Origin of the sequence: Glutamicibacter sp. Je.9.36 (assembly GCF_051129975.1) — a bacterium.
In the GTDB taxonomy this organism is placed as follows: Bacteria; Actinomycetota; Actinomycetes; order Actinomycetales; family Micrococcaceae; genus Glutamicibacter.
On the sequence record NZ_JBCPSN010000005.1, the window covers coordinates 198,823 to 215,590 of the forward strand.

Below are 16,768 nucleotides of genomic sequence, written 5' to 3' on the forward strand. Positions count from 1 at the left end.
GGTCCTGCCACGGGCGAATCGATCGGATGACCGTTTCGCCTTAGATTGAATTCTTGAGTGCTATCCAGCGTGTGAACAGCGGAAGGCGGGATTAGCCTTCTACGGTCACGCCCATGGAGCGGGCGGTGCCGGCGATGATCTTGGCTGCAGCAGCCAGGTCATTTGCGTTCAGGTCAGCCATCTTGGTGGTGGCGATTTCCTCAACCTGAGCCTGGGTCAGGTTAGCAACCTTGTCGGTGTGCGGAACACCCGAACCCTTTGCAATGCCAGCTGCCTTCTTGATCAGCTCAGCTGCAGGAGGAGTCTTGGTGATGAAAGTGAACGAACGGTCTTCGTATACGGTGATCTCAACTGGAACAACGTTACCGCGCTGCGACTCGGTCGCTGCGTTGTAAGCCTTGCAGAATTCCATGATGTTGACGCCGTGCTGACCAAGGGCTGGACCGATTGGAGGAGCTGGGTTAGCAGCACCTGCCTGGATCTGCAGCTTGATGAGTCCGGTGACCTTTTTCTTTGGGGCCATGTCGGGTCCTTCTTACTCTTGCGTTTCCCGTGGCACAGGAGCGTGGCACGGGGATCTGGCTATCGTGGCGCGACAGCCAAGCGTACCCTCGCATCGATAAGCGACCGATGCGGGGCACGAAGACTTAATACTACTGGATCTTGGTGACCTGGTTGAAGTTCAGGGTCACTGGGGTTTCACGTTCGAAGATCGAAACCAGTACAACCAGCTGTGCGGCATCCAGCTTGATCTCCGAGATGGTTGCCGGCATCGTTTCGAACGGTCCGTCATTGACGATAACCGATTCGCCGACTTCGAAGTCCACGGTGACCTCAGTAATTGGAGCACGGCCTGGCTTGGACGCCGATGGCTGCTCTACTGGATCAACGATGGTGTGCTCAAGCATGGAGAACACTTCGTCAAGGCTCAGCGGGTTTGGATCGTGGGCGTTGCCAACGAATCCAGTGACACCTGGAGTGTGTCGAACAACACCCCACGACGCGTCAGTCAGCTCCATGCGGACCAGGACATAGCCCGGGATGCGCACGCGGCGAACGATCTTGCGCTGGGTGTTCTTGACCTCGACGACCTCTTCCATCGGAACCTGGATATCGAAGATGAACTCATCCATGTCCTGGGTCTGGATACGGGTCTCAAGATTGACCTTCACGCGGTTTTCGTAACCAGCGTAGGTGTGAATGACAAACCAGTCACCTGGAAGACGACGGAGCTTAGCGCGGAATTCTTCCTTGAGCTTGGCTACGTTGTCTTCGCCCTCGGCTTCTTCAGCTTCGGCTTCGTTGTCTTCGCTTTCAGCTTCTTCAGCTGCGCCTTCGATTACCTGAGCGTCTTCAGCGTCCTGTGCTGGTGCTTCGGTTGGGTCGACGTCAGCTTCTACAGCTGGCTCAACCTGATCGCCGGCGGCTTCAACGAACTCGTTTTCGACCTCGTCATTAATCTGCGGTTCGAGTTCCTTGTCGGACACTGCAGCTCCTGCTTTCTTTGACTGAATGACACTAAATTGCCTCGGGGTAATCATACCTCCGAGGCAACAAAATTACTGTTCGACCTTGTTGGTGAACAGGAGGATCGAACCCTGCCCAAAGACGAAGTCCAGGGCCGTCACGATCAGCATCACCACGACCACGAAACCGACAACAACCAGGAAATAATTCACTAGTTCACTGCGGGTCGGGGTGACGACCTTCTTAAGTTCTGCGATTACCTGGCGGAAAAACAAGAAGATCCGGGCAAAGAAACCCAACTTCTGTCCACCCTTACCGGAGCTGAGAGCAGATTCGGTCATGTTCTTCCTCGTTTCAAAAATTTGGCCAGTTGAAACAATCACGGTGTGCCATAGTCTATTCGACTGCAACACACCGTGATGAGATAATTCGCTAAGCGATAAATCGCTATTGCGCAGGGCAGACAGGACTCGAACCTGCAACCTGCGGTTTTGGAGACCGCTGCGCTACCAATTGCGCCACTACCCTTCGGAGCTTTTTACCGCTCCCACCTAGAACATCTTAGCGGATAAAACATTCAGCTTCGTCCGTTTCGATGTCTCGGCAACGAGAAATAACTTTACGCAACGAAATCGGAAATGTCGAACTGACAACCTCCGGTGTGGCGCAGAACGCATTCCCGCGCCTCGTTGCGCACCTTATTGTGTCATTTTCAAAATTGTGATGCTGAAGTGCAAGGTTGCGAACTAAACTGAGGTGTAACAGCTGTCCCCATAGACTTCAGGACGAATCCCCAATGTCTCGCATTTCTCGCCGCATCGGCGCAATTTCCGAATCCGCGACTCTCGCAGTAGATGCCAAGGCGAAGGCTCTTAAAGCAGCAGGTCGACCAGTAATCGGTTTCGGTGCCGGTGAACCTGACTTCCCAACCCCTGACTACATTGTCGAAGCAGCAGTCAAGGCGGCCCAGGATCCAAAGAACCACCGCTACTCCCCTGCAGCCGGCCTTCCCGAGCTACGCGAAGCAATCGCCGCCAAAACCATGCGCGATTCGGGCTACGAGCTCAAGGCCAACCAGGTTCTGGTCACCAATGGCGGCAAGCAGGCGGTGTACAACACCTTCGCAACCTTGCTTGATCCAGGTGACGAGGTCATCGTTCCGGCTCCGTACTGGACCACCTATCCCGAAGCCATCCAGCTCGCCGGAGGCAAGGCCGTATCGGTCTTTGCCGGCCCGGAGCAGGGCTACAAGGTCTCCGTTGAACAGCTCGAATCCGTACTGACTGAACGCACCAAGGTGCTGCTGTTCGTTTCTCCTTCGAACCCCACCGGTGCTGTATACACCCCGGAGCAGGTCCGCGAGATCGGCCAGTGGGCTGCTTCCAAGGGCCTGTGGGTTGTTACCGATGAGATATACGAGCACTTGACCTACGGCGATGCAACTTTCAGCTCCATCGCGACCTTGGTCCCAGAGCTCGAAGACCGAGTTGTCATCCTCAACGGCGTGGCAAAGACCTACGCAATGACCGGCTGGCGCGTGGGTTGGATGGCAGGTCCGCTGGATGTCATCAAGGCCGCCACCAATCTGCAGTCCCACGCCACCTCGAACGTTTCCAACGTATCGCAGCGAGCCGCCCTGGCTGCTGTTGCCGGGCCGCTGGATGCCGTGAACGACATGAAGGTTGCCTTCAACCGTCGCCGCTTGGCCATCGTCGAATCACTGAACGCGATTGACGGCCTGCACTGCCCTACTCCGGAAGGCGCGTTCTACGCGTATTCGGATGTTCGAGGCCTGCTGGGTCGCGAAATCCGCGGCGTTGTGAACAACACCAGTGCAGAACTTGCTGCTTTCATCCTGGAACAGGCAGAAGTTGCCGTCGTTCCAGGTGAAGCATTCGGGCCTTCAGGCTATATCCGCATGTCATATGCACTGGGTGATGCTGACCTTGAAGAAGGCGTCGCACGGATGGCCAAGCTGCTGGGCGAAGCCAAGTAGAAAAACCGCGCCGCCAAAGAAGCCGGGCAGTCCATGATGGACTGCCCGGCTTCTGTGCTTTTGCCGCAGTGCCGCTTAGAGGATCTTGCGGTCCACAGCCCAACGGGTAAGTTCGTGGCGGTTGGATAGCTGGAGCTTGCGCAGCACATTGGACACATGAGATTCCACGGTCTTCACCGAAATGAACAGTTCCTTGGCTACTTCCTTATAGCTGTATCCCCGGGCAATCAGACGCATGACTTGCAATTCGCGGTCAGAGAGCAAATCCAGCTCTTCATCGATTTCTGCCACCGGTCCGCTGCTGCCAAAGGCGTCCAGGACGAACCCGGCCAACCGTGGCGAGAACACGGCATCTCCCCCGGCTACGCGACGTACTGCATCGGAAATTTCGGCCCCGGAAATGCTCTTGGTGACATACCCGCGAGCACCGGAACGGATGACCGTCACTACGTCCTGTGCTGCGTCGGAAACGCTCAATGCCAGGAAACGCGTGGATCCCAGCAGCCCGGTGCACCCCTTGAGCACTTCGGCCCCGCCGCCGCCACGGCCACCGGGCAGGTGCACATCCAGGAGCACCACATCCGGTTGCTGTTCGGTGATCACCTCGATGGCTCCTTCCACGGTGCCAGCTTCCCCGACAATCTGGATGTCCTGGGCCAAATCGGCACGTAAACCGGAACGGAAGATGGCGTGGTCGTCCACCAGCACTACACGGTAGTTCTCGATGGTGTTCTCAGCGTTCATGTTTCTATTCTTCCTCCATGTTCAGTGGCATGCTCAGCTGCACCTCAGTTCCGGATTCACCGCTCCGGATATGCGCCATGCCACCTGCGCGTTCCATGCGGCCAATGATTGATTCCCTGACGCCGTGCCGGTCCGCCGGTATTCCAGCTACTTCAAAACCGGTGCCGCGGTCACGCACATACACTTCTACTTGTTCGGCCGAGCATTCGATGAATACCGAAATCTTGCCCTCGGCATGCTTCGCTGCGTTCATCATCGCCTCGCGGCTAGCGGCCACCAGTGCCTGCTGCCCGGCAAAGCCCTGAGCATTGCCTACGGATATGACTTCTACATCACGCAGTAGCAGCTGTTCGATGTGGCTGGCCTCGTGTTGGATCTCAACGATTACATCTTCGTCATCAAGGTCATGGTTGCCGTACAGCCATTGGCGCAGTTCACGCTCTTGGACGCGTGCCAAGGTTCTCACCGCCGCTGGGTCTTCACTGCGTTTTTGAATCACGGCCAAGGTCTGCAAGACCGAGTCGTGCAGGTGGGCCGCGAACTCTGCACGTTGGGCCGCCGCCTGGCGCGAGCTCCGTTCAGCGATGAAATCGCGCCAAAGCCGAGTGCCCCAGGGAAGCAAGACCACGACTGCGCCGACAATGATCGCCAAGGCCGCCCACAGGCCGCCGAGCAGTTCTGCGGCTCCGACAGTATTGCCCAGCAGGGCCAGCAGACCGCCGATGACCAGGACCAGGCCAAAAGCCAGGCGCAGCAGGAAAGGCAATGACGGGCGCTTCTTGTGCTCGGTGATACCTTCATCGAACTGGATCCAAGCCAGCACAATACCGGCAATCACGCCCAAGGTAGGCCAGATCAGATCCCAGCGGATATTCCAGCCGGTCCACTGTCCATAAGCCAGAACGGCGAGCGCCAGCAGGCCCGCACCGATCAGCGTGTCACGCCAGGTGGAGTTCCTTTCCCAACCTTCGCGAGGACGGAAGATGCCTTGCTGCACCCGGTTCATTTCCTCAGCAAGGCTGCGTGACCTGGTGCCCCAGGAGCGAAGCTCGTCAGCGTGCGCCTCTTCGGCGCTCGGGACGAATACCCAAAGCCACGCGTAGAGCAGGATGCCGATGCCGCCCAGTGCGGACAGTCCCAGGAACCCAATACGGACGTGCCCCAGCGGGATGCCCAGGTGCTCCGCGAGGCCGCCGCAGACGCCGGCAATAAGCCGATTCTCGCTGCGCACCATCAAACGCCGTTCAGGACTTTCCATAGTTCTAAGTCAAGCACGTTCTTGTCGTTTCTTCCCGGTTGATCACCGGATCTAGGGGCACCCCTAGGGGAAGTTCAGGGTATCCCCTCATAGCGCGGGACCCCTGCCACACGAGAACATTGGACTATGAACAACGAAGGCTCTCAACGTCGTCGCGGCTTTTACGACCAGCTGCGCAAATCACCGATCACTCGCCAGGACTCGCAGTGGCTCGGTGGCGTTGCAACTGGTGTTGCCGATTATTTCAAGGTCGATGTAGTACTGATCCGCGGCATCTTCGTGGTGCTCGGTGTCCTAGGCGGCTTGGGCATGGTGCTCTATGGACTGGCTTGGGCGTTGCTTCCTGATGCGGGAGGCAAAATGCATCTGGAAAGTGCCGTGAATCGGAACTGGACCAGCGGCATGACTGGCGCGGTGATCATCTTTGCGCTGGGCGTCTTCCCCGCTCCCTGGTTCTTGGATTCGCTGGCACCGGTCCTGTGGCCCCTGGCTATTGTTGCGGCCATCGCATTCATTATCTTCAGCAGGAAGAACACCCGGTTTGCGCGTCCGGACCAAGCCCGCAATCCGGCAGCGACCGGTGACAGCTCTGCTGCCTCGCCCAGGGCTGCCGACAAGAGTACCGCGTTGGAGCATCCTTGGCGTGAGGAAAAGACCCAGAGTTTCAATGCGAGCGCAGCTAGCGGGTTCGGGGCGAACTACCCGGATGCGCCGATGAAGGAGCACCCCATGAATTCAGGTGATTCTGGCCCAGCGGGCCAGTACGAAAATAGCTATTCGCCGGATCCCGCATACACGAAGGCCTACAGTGCCAAGGCGAATCGCAAGCCGATCAGCCGCCCGATTCCGAGTTGGCTTGGCACCACCGTCTTCGGCGTTACCGTGCTGGTGGTCGCCGTGGTCATGCTGGCTGACTACCTGGAGATCGTGGCCTTGCCTGGTTCGGGCTGGACCGTGGCCTTGGCTTGCGGCCTGTTGCTTGTTGGCATCACCATTGTCCTAGCAGCCCTCTCCGGGCGAACCAGTGGAGGCCTGTTGGGTTTGGCCATTCCGTTGCTGGTCCTGACGGTGATCTTCTCTGCTACGTCTTTCGAGGATTCGGCCCGCGGGTTCGTTCGATCGGCTACCGGCAGCGACAGCCAATACAGCGCTGTTTTCAGCAGCTCAACGGTTGACCTGACCCATCTGGGCAGTATCACCAAACCCACCACCGTGGAGATCGATTCGGTCTTCTCCAGAATGGATCTGCTGCTGCCGGAGAATGTTCCGGTGAAGATCGAGACCGACGGCGCGTTCCTTTCCGGAATGGATATGGAACTGCCGCAGGACCGGCGGTCCTTGCCGGGAAATGCCCCATTGCTGACCATTGAAGTAGACGGAGTTTTCTCCTCGTTCTCCACGACCGTGGATGATCCCAGCATCCTGAACCCCAGCAACACGGACTTCTAAGGACTGAGCCCCATGAATACTTCTTCTACTCCCGCTAGGAAATTCCCTACCGGAACCTTGGTCTTCGGCCTGATACTGATCGTTGTCGCCTTGGCATCGCTCAGCCGTCTGGTCTTGCAGTGGAGCTTTGACATGCCGCTGTTCTTCATCGCTATCGTCGCCTTGGCCGGCGTAGCCATGATCTTCTCCGGATTGGCATCGGCCGGCAAAGCCCGCAAATCCGAAGCCGAACCACCGGTTCCCACCGACCCCAATCTCTAAGCCTCCAAGCTTTTCCAACAATTAGGAGTTCTCTGATGGACGCATTCTTCAACTCGCTTCGTTCCATGCCGCTTCGTCGCGGTCCAGGCCGATTGGCCGGTGGCGTCGCCGGGGGCATCGCCGACAAGTTCGGGTGGGATGTCACCCTGGTGCGTATCGCGCTGCTGCTTTCGTTCTTGCTTCCGGTAATGGGTGTTGCCGCATATATCCTGGCGTGGCTCCTGATCCCAGCACAGGACAACACCATCATCTTGCAGAACTGGCTTCGCAAATTCTAAATACCGTTCCCGGCTGGCCTGCTCGGGAACGATGCTTGGCATCGCTATCCGGCTAGGGCGAGGCTCGTGCACTTCCGTGACATGAGACTCGCCCTAGTGGCTTTAAGCACGTACAATGGCACGCAGAGTAGATGCTCAATGGCGCGCGGATATTGACTGAAATCCGAATGGAACTCTTTGCTGTTACAGCGTTATCACGGGGCCTGCACGCTCCAGCTGTCGCACAAGGCTTTCCCATTACTAAGCGAGGGCCAATGCGCATTGGAATCATGACCTCAGGCGGCGACTGCCCCGGTCTGAACGCCGTCATCCGCGGTGCGGTACTGAACGGCATCAAAAGCTACGACGACGAATTCGTCGGTTTCCGCGACGGCTGGCGCGGCGTCAAGGAAGGCGACTTCTTCGACCTTCCGCGAACCGCTGTGCGCGGCATCGCCAAGCAGGGCGGCACCATTTTGGGCACCTCACGCACCAATGCGTTTGAAGGGGAACTTGGTGGCGCCGAGAACATTTCCAAGGTTCTCAAATCCAATAGCATCGATGCGCTGATTGCCATCGGCGGCGAAGGCACCTTAGCTGGCGCCCAGCGTCTATGCGAAGCCGGCCTTCCTATCGTTGGCGTTCCCAAGACCATCGATAATGACTTGGACGCCACGGATTACACCTTCGGTTTCGATACCGCTAACCAGATTGCGGTCGAAGCCATTGACCGCCTGCGCACCACCGGCGATTCCCACCACCGCTGCATGGTGGCCGAGGTAATGGGCCGCCACGTAGGCTGGATTGCACTGCACGCGGGGATGGCTTCCGGTGCGCACGCGGTGCTCATCCCGGAGGTTTCCACCACCATGGAGCAGATCTGCCAGTGGGTGAACGAAGCCCATGAGCGCGGACGCGCCCCGTTGGTGGTTGTGGCCGAAGGCTTTGTGCCCGAAGGCATGGAAGAAGCGTTCTCGGTACGTGGTCTCGATTCCTTCGGACGCGCCCGCCTTGGCGGCATCGGGGAGATGCTCGCCCCGGTCATTGAGGAACGTACCGGCATTGAAACGCGTGCAACCGTGCTGGGACATATTCAGCGCGGCGGCGTCCCCACCGCATTTGACCGTGTCCTGGCCACCCGTTTGGGAATGGCTGCGGTGGATTCCATCCATGCCGAGGCGTGGGGCACCATGGTGGCGTTGCACGGCACCAAGGTGCTGCGCGTACCGCTGCGTGCCGCATTGAACAACCTCAAGCGTGTCCCCATGGAACGCTACGAAGAGGCCGCCGTGCTCTTCGGCTAGGCCTGGAGATACACCAAGGGCGTGGGTTGGAATGCTGTTCACAGCATTCCAACCCACGCCCTTCTCTTTGGCCTTTAGCCTTGCGGCGGGGTTCTCAAAAACCCGGTAAAGCGCCCAGCGACCTGGCCGGCGTCGGTCGCCACAATGACTTCCTGCGTTGCCGGGTAGCTCGTTTCGCCGTCCACCACGGACAGGACCGCTTCCGGGTCAACGTTGCGCTTGACCACTGCCAAGGCGATTGGCCCGGCTTCATAGTGCAAAGTCGCGGAAGTGATCCGGCCAACCGTGCGCTCCCCCAGCTTCACTTCGGCGCCGGTGGCAGGCAGCGTGTGCATGGAACCGTCGAGGTCCAAGAAAACCATGCGGCGCGGAGGGTGTCCGATGTTGTGCACTCGGGCAATTGTTTCCTGGCCTTTATAGCAGCCCTTGTCCATGTGCACCGCGGTACGCAGCCAATCCAACTCGTGGGGAATGGTCTTGTCGTCTATCTCGGCACCGAAGCGCGGCTCCCACGCGGCGATACGCAAGGCCTCGACAGCCATCATGCCGGACAGCTCTTCGCCAGCTGCTGCTTCGGCAAGCTGCTCCAGCTCCACGATATGCAAGAACCACGGACGTTCCTTGCCCGGGTGATCCTCACGGGAGTAGGCCCATCCACCGTCGGTGATTCCGGGCCATGGGTTCTCCCAGACCAGGCTCCCGGCAGTGCCAATCTTGCGGGTAGCCGCCAATACGCCGTAGCTCGAGGAAAGGTCATTGACCTCAACGCGCAGCATGAAGCGCATTGAGTTCAGGAACTGCGCCAACGCTGCTCCGGCACCAGGTTCAACGATCAGCAGCAAGCGATCTGCGGTGGCCAGCACCTTCATTTCGTGCTCAATGCGTCCTTGAACCGAAAGCAGCAGTGTCTGGGTGCTGTCTCCTGGCTTCAGGCTGGAAATGCGCTGGCTGCTGAGCGTATCGAGCCAACTCTGGCGGTCTTCGCCGCGGATCTCCACGACATCGAAGTGGCTCAGATCGGCAATTGCCTGGCCCTCAGCGAGTTTGCGAGCTTCGCGGGTAGGAGCGCCGTAGTGGGCTGCGACGCCGGCATCTACGCCGCCAGCTTCCACTGCAGCAGCACGGTCCAGCAGGACCGAACGGTATTCAGTGGCCATGATTAGTGCACCGTGCCTTCCGATGTGACACGCTTGAGCGCCGCCGAGGCGTGCGCTTGGAGATCCATATTGCCCTTGGAAACATCCCAGCGCCAGAACAGCTCGCCATTGACCAGACCGTAGATCCGGGTGGAGGACGCGTAGGCTTGAGCGTTCTTGCTGCGCAGCAAGCTCTCGGTGGCCAGCTGAATGCGTGGTCCATTAATCAGGCCGTAATACAGCTCTGAGATGCCGTCTGGCCGGACAATTTGCGCCTGGATCTTGAAACCGTCTTCTGTATGCAGCTTCTGCACATCGTCGGCCGAGCGCAGTACCGGGAAGATGTCACCGGGCTCCATGCCAGGACCGGCATCGGCTTCCTGCTGTTCACGGTCCAAAGACCAGAAGCCGGTTTCAACGGCTAGGATCCGCAGCTTCGTGCCATCGGCTTCGGTCAGCCAGGCTTCACTGCGGTATTCAAGGTACGGCCCGCCAACGTCACGGAAGGTGACTTGCTGCCAGAAAAACTCGTCCTCGGCTTCGCCTTCGCCAAGACGGCCAGCACCTTCCCAGGTGCCGATGAGCCAAGCGAAAGGTACAAGTTCCGGGGTGAGGTCCGTAGGTAGGTCAAAAGCCATGGACTACTCGCTCCTAAGTCAGTTAGTGATGAAATGAAAACAGCGCACACGTTGTTGTGTGCGCTGTTTCTACTTCTGGCCCTGGAAGAGGCGCTTCACTACCAAGCCTGCGAACCCAGCCATTCCGAGACCGGCGATCACTACAAGTGCCTGGAAGAAAATTTCGATTGCAAGGTAATTTTCATTCATGGCTTCATCTTAGCGCGGGAGGCAGGAGAACTTCGACACGCGTGACGCAGCTAGCATCATATTTGAACCGCTCACCGCTAAATGAAAGCCAGCACTTCCATCGCGTACCAGCTGACCGCACCGCTCATCAGCAAGATGGCGCAGGCAAGGCCAAGGATTCCACTCATATTTCGTACGCTGCGGCTGACCAAGGCCAATGCCCGTAATGAACCCACCAGCAAGCCGGTCAGCAGTCCCAGGGTCGCCCCTTGGTACCAGAGCATATCGATTGGCAGCGCGCTGGAGGCCGCGCCCAATGCGGCAGCGACCACAGGCGCCAGAGTCATGGTCATCCGGTTTGGCAGGCGGGTGACGGCAACCGCACCAGCCCCAAGCAGAGCGACCACGGTGGTCACGGCCAGCCCAAAGCCGTAGGGCACATAAGCACTAGCGGCCCAGGCGGAACCCAGCACGCCCAGAACTATGCCGGTCACGCCAGAAACCACACCGGCCAGCCGGCCTTCGGCTTCTGCCCCGCGCAATACCTGGCTGATAAATACCAGAAGCACGCCAACGGCGATTGCTTCGACACTATGTGACATCACCGACCCGCCTGGCATGAACATGGTCGAAGCCGTAGCCGCCAATGAGCACAACGCCAAGATGATGGTGATCGGCCATGGCGCATCGGAGCGGACCATTCGTGGCCAGGTATAGGCGAAAATCAGCTGCAAGACCGCGGTGAGCACACCCATCAGCCAGCTCATCGAATCCAGACTTGCAACAACGACAAGCAGTGCCGCTGCAACGAGTCCACTGAATAAAACCTTGATTCTCAAATTCTGATTCCTGACGGTAATGTGTCCGCACTTGCGTGTTCACATGCGTGCTTCAACTGATTCATTCCTTATACTGTGACACGTAAAAGTGATTTTTTCGCAACTATCTGGCAGGAGGAAGACCGATTGGCTCACCTACTGCTATTAAGTAATCATGCCGAAAATGCCGCTGAAGTTCTTCCGGCACTCGAACTGTTATTGCACGAGATTTCCTTCTTCCCTGCAACAACGGAGTCGCTGAGCCAAATCCCTGAGTGCGACGCGGTCATCCTCGATGCCCGTACAGATCTCATTCCGGCGCGCTCCCTGGCGCAGCTATTGCACGCCAATTTGAATCTGCCCTTGCTGCTGGTTGTCAGCGAAGGCGCACTGGGCATTCTGAACTCGGATTGGTATGCGACTGATTTCTTGTTGCCTTCCGCCATCCCTGCCGAGCTTGATGCACGCATCCGCCTGATGCTCTCGGGAGCAACGGTTCCCGCCCCCGCACCGGTGGCCGCTGAAAGCACTTCGGGCCTGCGAATCGATGAGTTGAGCTACACCGCCCGTATCGATAACCGCATGCTGGACCTGACGTACAAAGAGTTTGAACTGCTCAAGTACCTGGCACAGTTCCCCGGCCGAGTCTTCACCCGCGAACAGCTGCTGCATGAAGTGTGGGGATACGACTACTACGGAGGCACCCGTACCGTAGACGTGCATGTGCGACGTTTGCGCGCGAAACTCGGCACCGATCATGAACAGCTCATCGGCACGGTGCGCAACGTCGGCTACCGCTTCCACACCGAATAATAACTTTCAGATAACTCCTACCCACTTCGCACATTTTACGACTATCGTGAAATGCATGAGCGAACTGCCACAGAACACTGTTTCCATCCAGCACGTCCCCGGTGAGCTTGATGAACGGGCGCTATCCGACGTGCGCCAGCTAGCCCTCGATGCGCAGCAAGCCGATGGCAACCCGCCGTTGAGCGACCAGACCCTGGTGGCATTGGCAGCCGATGAGCCTAGCGAAAATCTGCTTGCCCTGCTGGCTGAAGCCGGCGAAGGCGCGGAGTCGACGTTGGCCGGCGTTGCCATCGCGGTTCGGGAATCCCCGGATCAGCCTTGGGTCCTGGAACTGGTAGTCCACCCCGAGCATCGCCGCGCTGGCATTGGCCGGGCCCTGCTGGGCAAGCTCGGTGAGCTGCTGGATCTCTCGAAGATCCAAGCGTGGGCGCACGGCGACCACGATGCGGCCAAGAAGCTGGCCGCAGGTGTGGGCCTGGACCGCGTACGCGAGCTGTTCCGGATGCGCCGCGAAGGCACCGATTACCTTGAAGAGCCTGCGATTGATCGCCGGATTACGGTCCGCACCTTCCGTGTTGGCGAGGACGAGCCGCAATGGCTGGAAGCTAACGCCAAGTCCTTCGTGCATCATCCCGAGCAAGGTTCGCTGACCCTCAATGACCTCGAAGCGCGCATGTCCGAGGACTGGTTCGACCCATCCGGCTTCTTCCTGGCCTTTGACGCGGAGGAGAATCTGCTCGCCTACCACTGGACCAAAATCCATCCTGCTACCGCAGACGCGGTCCGCCCCACCGGCGAGGTTTACGTTGTCGGCGTCGTTCCCGAAGCGCAGGGACTAGGCCTGGGCCGTTCCTTGACCACCACCGGCATCAACTACCTGCTGGAACTGGGCGTCGATGCGGTGATCTTGTACGTGGATGCCGATAATGAAGCTGCAGTTAAGCTCTACCGCTCGCTGGGCTTCACACTTTGGGATGCGGACATTATGTACGGTCCGCAGAAGATAGACTAGGGGTACCGGCAGTCCCTGATTTATCGGGACTGCCGCCAGCGGTGTCTTTAGCGTCCACTTGCAGGAAAGAAGTGAGTTCAGCCGATGAATAGCTACCCCAAGGAAACTGGTACTCAGCTACGTGATGTTCCTTCCTCGAAGGTCAATGAAGATCGTATAGAGCCAGCAGATTCGCTGCCGGATCTGCATCCTGATGGCGGATTCAAAAATGAGCGTTTCCTTGACCGTGAGCTCAGCTGGCTGCATTTCAACGCCCGCGTTCTGGAGCTGGCCGAAGACACCGATCTGCCCTTGCTTGAACGGGTGAACTTCCTGTCCATCTTCGCCTCGAACCTTGATGAGTTCTTCATGGTTCGCGTTGCCGGGCTGAAGCGCCGCATCCACGCTGGACTGGCGGTGCCGGCGGCTAACGGAATGAACCCGGTAGACCAGTTGGAGTTGCTGCTCTCCTCGGCCCACGCGCTGCAGACGCGCCATGCCAAAGTCTTCGCCGACTCGGTCTACCCGGATTTGGCCGAGCAGGGTATCCGCATCACCACCTGGGAAGACCTCTCGGCATCCGAGCGTGACCTGCTTTCCAAGTGGTTCGTTTCCCAGGTATTCCCGGTACTCACTCCGCTGGCGGTTGACCCTGCTCACCCATTCCCGTACATCTCCGGGCTGTCGCTGAATCTGGCTGTGGTGGTCCGCAACCCGCTGACCGGCAAGGAACTCTTTGCCCGCTTGAAGGTGCCAGACACCATCGCCCGCCTGATCAGCATCGACGGCACCCGCGCGGCGCACTCTTCGTTGCGTACGGCCCGGTTCATCCCGCTCGAAGCACTTATTGCGGTGCACCTGGAGCTGTTGTTCCCGGGGATGGAAATCGTCGAGCACCACTTCTTCCGTGTCACCCGCAACGAGGACCTGGAAGTTGAAGAGGACGATGCAGAGAACCTGCTGCAGGCGCTGGAGAAGGAATTGCTGCGCCGCCGCTTTGGTCCTCCCGTTCGCCTGGAAGTCGCCAATGACATCAACCCTGAAATCATGGAGCTGCTCACCCGCGAGCTCGGTGTTGAAGAGGACGAAGTTTTCAAGCTTCCCACCCCATTGGACCTGCGCGGTTTGGGCGTTATTGCGTCGCTGGACCGTTCAGAGCTTCACTACACCAAGCATGTTGGCCATACCTCGAACTACCTGAACGAATCAGAAACTGCCAAAGCCGCCAATGTGTTCGCGGCCGTCCGGCGCCGCGACATCTTGCTTCACCATCCCTATGATTCCTTCTCCACCAGCGTGCAGGCCTTCCTGGAACAGGCCGCAGCTGACCCGAAGGTCATGGCCATCAAGCAGACCCTGTACCGCACCAGCGGCGACTCGCCTATCGTCGATGCGCTGATTGATGCGGCCGAAGCTGGCAAGCAGGTCCTGGCCCTGGTCGAAATCAAGGCCCGCTTCGACGAGCAGGCCAACATCTCCTGGGCGCGCAAGCTGGAACAGGCGGGCGTGCACGTGGTCTACGGCATCGTGGGCCTGAAAACCCACTCCAAGCTCTCCTTGGTGGTTCGCCGCGAAGGCGACAAGCTGCGCCGCTACTGCCACATCGGAACCGGCAACTACCACCCGCGCACCGCGCGCTACTACGAAGACTTCGGCCTGCTCACCTGCGACGACGAAGTTGGCGAGGATATCTCCAAGCTGTTCAACCAGCTCTCGGGCTACGCCCCGCGCTCGACCTACAACCGCCTGCTGGTTGCTCCGCGCTCGGTACGCACCGGGTTGCTGGCGCATATCGAGAAGGAAATGGTCAACGCCGCTGCCGGCAAGCCGGCAAAGGTCGTCATCAAGGTCAACTCCATCGTGGATGAAGCCATCATCGATGCGCTGTACCGGGCCAGCCAGGCAGGGGTCAAGGTGGAAGTCATCGTTCGCGGCATCTGCGCCCTGCGCCCGGGGGTGCCGGGACTGAGCGAGAACATCGAAGTACGTTCCATCTTGGGCCGGTTCCTTGAGCACAGCCGCGTGTTCATGTTCGAAAACGGCGGAGATCCGCTGGTGTACATCGGCTCCGCCGACATGATGCACCGCAACCTGGATCGTCGAGTGGAAGCCCTGGTCTCGCTGCGCAACCAGGAGGACATCGATCGCATGATCACCCTGCTGGCCCGCTACATGGACGACAAGACCGCTTCGTGGCACCTGAACTCCGATGGCGACTGGATTCGCCATTACCAGGACGAGGATGGCAAGGCGCTCTCGGACGTCCAGTTCTGGTTAGTTGAAGAACATGCCCGCCGACGAAACAGTGGACGTAATAGCTAGTGACCGAACCAGAGCTGCGCGATACCCGCACCAGGGCTCGTGACATCATCCGTTCTGCAGATGCCGAGGAAATCCGCCTTGGCGAATATGACATCGTGGCCGCCGGGGCAATCCCCTGGCGCGTGAAGGACGGCAAACTCCAAGTTCTCCTGATCCACCGCCCAAAGTACGATGACTGGTCCTGGCCCAAGGGCAAACTGGATCAGGGTGAATCCATCGCCGAGTGTGCGCTGCGCGAGGTCCGCGAGGAAATCGGGTTGCGCATCACCCTGGGCATCCCGCTTTCAGCCACCGCCTACTCAGTGGGCCAGAAAACCAAGGTTGTCTACTATTGGGCAGCCAAGACCGATGCGCAGACGGTAATTGAGCCTGATGGCGCGGAATGCGACGAGGCTCTTTGGACCAGTCCCAAGAAGGCTGCCAAAATGCTGTCCATTGCCACGGACAACCAGCCGCTGGCCGATCTGGTCCTGGCCTATGAAGCCGGCGTGCTCGATACGCACCCGGTGCTCATTGTCCGCCATGCCAAGGCCAAGCCTCGCGGCAACTGGACTCGTGCCGAAGGAGACCGCCCGCTGGCGGCGACGGGGCGACGCCAGGCGCAGGCAGTTTCCCGGATGCTCGAAGCCTGGAAGCCGATGCACGTGGCCTCTTCCCCGTGGATGCGATGCGTCCAGACGATCACGCCCTATGCCGCCTTGCACGCGTTGAAGCTCAAGAGCGTTAAAGCCCTGACCGAACATGCGGCGACACGCAATCCGGAGCGGGCACGCAAGGCCGTGCAGAAGCTCTTCGACAAGTATCGTTCCCAGGTGATTTGCACCCATCGCCCGGTGCTGCCCTTCGTGCTGGAGGTTCTTGCCCAGAACTCCACTGATGATCTGGCCAAGGCCCTGCCGGATAAGGATCCCTATTTGGAACCGGGGTCCCTGATTGTTGCGCAGCAGGTCCAATCCGGCAGCCCGCGAATTGTCTCCTTTGAGATTCATACGCCGTACCACGATTAGCCTGATGCGGATGAAGCCCGGCATTGCATGCCGGGCTTCAGTGTTCTCTCAGGGCGTGGCACCAGCCGTTGCATCTGCCTCCGATTAGGGATAAGACTATGAATAGGAGACACGTCACAGCCAAGAATGAGGTAATGCC

General features: G+C 58.9%; 17 protein-coding genes and 1 tRNA gene. 9 read left to right on the forward strand and 9 right to left on the reverse strand.

Features of this window, described 5'->3' with window-relative positions:
- Window positions 1–91: 91 nt before the first annotated feature.
- From rplK to AAZQ98_RS13720, 4 genes are all read right to left on the reverse strand, one after another.
- Window positions 92–523: a 50S ribosomal protein L11 gene (gene rplK, locus AAZQ98_RS13705; RefSeq protein ID WP_105657674.1), complete on the reverse strand. Its 432-nt coding sequence runs from the start codon at window positions 521–523 to the stop codon at window positions 92–94.
- Between the two features lie 130 nt (window positions 524–653).
- Window positions 654–1,487, reverse strand: coding sequence for a transcription termination/antitermination protein NusG (nusG, locus tag AAZQ98_RS13710; protein ID WP_434692993.1), 834 nt, complete (start codon window positions 1,485–1,487; stop codon window positions 654–656).
- Window positions 1,488–1,559: 72 nt separating this feature from the next.
- Window positions 1,560–1,808: a preprotein translocase subunit SecE gene (gene secE, locus AAZQ98_RS13715; protein ID WP_038992215.1), complete on the reverse strand. Its 249-nt coding sequence runs from the start codon at window positions 1,806–1,808 to the stop codon at window positions 1,560–1,562.
- Between the two features lie 114 nt (window positions 1,809–1,922).
- A tRNA-Trp gene (locus AAZQ98_RS13720) sits at window positions 1,923–1,995 on the reverse strand.
- A 268-nt stretch (window positions 1,996–2,263) separates the two neighbouring features.
- On the opposite strand from AAZQ98_RS13720, the gene AAZQ98_RS13725 reads away from it, so the two are divergent.
- Complete coding sequence (locus tag AAZQ98_RS13725) at window positions 2,264–3,463, forward strand: pyridoxal phosphate-dependent aminotransferase (protein WP_434692996.1); 1,200 nt, start codon at window positions 2,264–2,266, stop codon at window positions 3,461–3,463.
- A gap of 75 nt (window positions 3,464–3,538) precedes the next feature.
- Here the strand turns inward: AAZQ98_RS13725 and AAZQ98_RS13730 are convergent, their stop codons facing one another.
- Entirely contained in the window at window positions 3,539–4,207 is a 669-nt protein-coding gene (locus AAZQ98_RS13730) for a LuxR C-terminal-related transcriptional regulator (RefSeq protein ID WP_434692999.1), read from the reverse strand.
- 4 nt (window positions 4,208–4,211) lie between these two features.
- On the reverse strand, window positions 4,212–5,465 hold the full coding sequence (locus tag AAZQ98_RS13735) for an ATP-binding protein (RefSeq protein WP_434693000.1): 1,254 nt from the start codon (window positions 5,463–5,465) through the stop codon (window positions 4,212–4,214).
- Window positions 5,466–5,591: 126 nt separating this feature from the next.
- On the opposite strand from AAZQ98_RS13735, the gene AAZQ98_RS13740 reads away from it, so the two are divergent.
- The 4 genes from AAZQ98_RS13740 (at window position 5,592) to AAZQ98_RS13755 (ending at window position 8,736) form a co-directional block, all read left to right on the forward strand.
- Window positions 5,592–6,914 (forward strand): PspC domain-containing protein, encoded by a 1,323-nt coding sequence (locus tag AAZQ98_RS13740; RefSeq protein ID WP_434693002.1) that lies wholly within the window; start codon window positions 5,592–5,594, stop codon window positions 6,912–6,914.
- Window positions 6,915–6,926: 12 nt separating this feature from the next.
- On the forward strand, window positions 6,927–7,175 hold the full coding sequence (locus AAZQ98_RS13745) for a hypothetical protein (RefSeq protein WP_133833616.1): 249 nt from the start codon (window positions 6,927–6,929) through the stop codon (window positions 7,173–7,175).
- A gap of 35 nt (window positions 7,176–7,210) precedes the next feature.
- Entirely contained in the window at window positions 7,211–7,453 is a 243-nt protein-coding gene (locus tag AAZQ98_RS13750; protein WP_434693003.1) for a PspC domain-containing protein, read from the forward strand.
- Window positions 7,454–7,707: 254 nt separating this feature from the next.
- The gene (locus AAZQ98_RS13755; RefSeq protein WP_105656872.1) at window positions 7,708–8,736 is read left to right on the forward strand and encodes a 6-phosphofructokinase; all 1,029 of its coding nucleotides are present in this window, start codon (window positions 7,708–7,710) and stop codon (window positions 8,734–8,736) included.
- 74 nt (window positions 8,737–8,810) lie between these two features.
- On the opposite strand, the gene AAZQ98_RS13760 is transcribed toward AAZQ98_RS13755, so the two are convergent.
- The 3 genes from AAZQ98_RS13760 to AAZQ98_RS13770 form a co-directional block, all read right to left on the reverse strand.
- Complete coding sequence (locus AAZQ98_RS13760) at window positions 8,811–9,893, reverse strand: YgfZ/GcvT domain-containing protein (RefSeq protein ID WP_434693005.1); 1,083 nt, start codon at window positions 9,891–9,893, stop codon at window positions 8,811–8,813.
- A gap of 2 nt (window positions 9,894–9,895) precedes the next feature.
- A complete protein-coding gene (locus AAZQ98_RS13765; protein ID WP_133833614.1) occupies window positions 9,896–10,510 on the reverse strand; it encodes an FABP family protein in 615 nt (204 codons plus the stop codon).
- A gap of 266 nt (window positions 10,511–10,776) precedes the next feature.
- Window positions 10,777–11,517, reverse strand: coding sequence for a hypothetical protein (locus AAZQ98_RS13770; RefSeq protein ID WP_434693008.1), 741 nt, complete (start codon window positions 11,515–11,517; stop codon window positions 10,777–10,779).
- 126 nt (window positions 11,518–11,643) lie between these two features.
- On the opposite strand from AAZQ98_RS13770, the gene AAZQ98_RS13775 reads away from it, so the two are divergent.
- The 4 genes from AAZQ98_RS13775 to AAZQ98_RS13790 all read left to right on the forward strand — a co-directional run bounded on the left by AAZQ98_RS13775 (window position 11,644) and on the right by AAZQ98_RS13790 (window position 16,629).
- Window positions 11,644–12,309 (forward strand): winged helix-turn-helix domain-containing protein, encoded by a 666-nt coding sequence (locus AAZQ98_RS13775; protein WP_434693010.1) that lies wholly within the window; start codon window positions 11,644–11,646, stop codon window positions 12,307–12,309.
- 55 nt (window positions 12,310–12,364) lie between these two features.
- Window positions 12,365–13,321 (forward strand): mycothiol synthase, encoded by a 957-nt coding sequence (gene mshD / locus AAZQ98_RS13780; protein ID WP_434693013.1) that lies wholly within the window; start codon window positions 12,365–12,367, stop codon window positions 13,319–13,321.
- An 84-nt stretch (window positions 13,322–13,405) separates the two neighbouring features.
- Window positions 13,406–15,622 (forward strand): RNA degradosome polyphosphate kinase, encoded by a 2,217-nt coding sequence (locus AAZQ98_RS13785; protein ID WP_434693015.1) that lies wholly within the window; start codon window positions 13,406–13,408, stop codon window positions 15,620–15,622.
- Complete coding sequence (locus AAZQ98_RS13790) at window positions 15,622–16,629, forward strand: NUDIX hydrolase (RefSeq protein ID WP_434693018.1); 1,008 nt, start codon at window positions 15,622–15,624, stop codon at window positions 16,627–16,629. The genes AAZQ98_RS13785 and AAZQ98_RS13790 overlap by 1 nt, the downstream gene beginning before the upstream one ends.
- Window positions 16,630–16,768 lie beyond the last annotated feature (139 nt).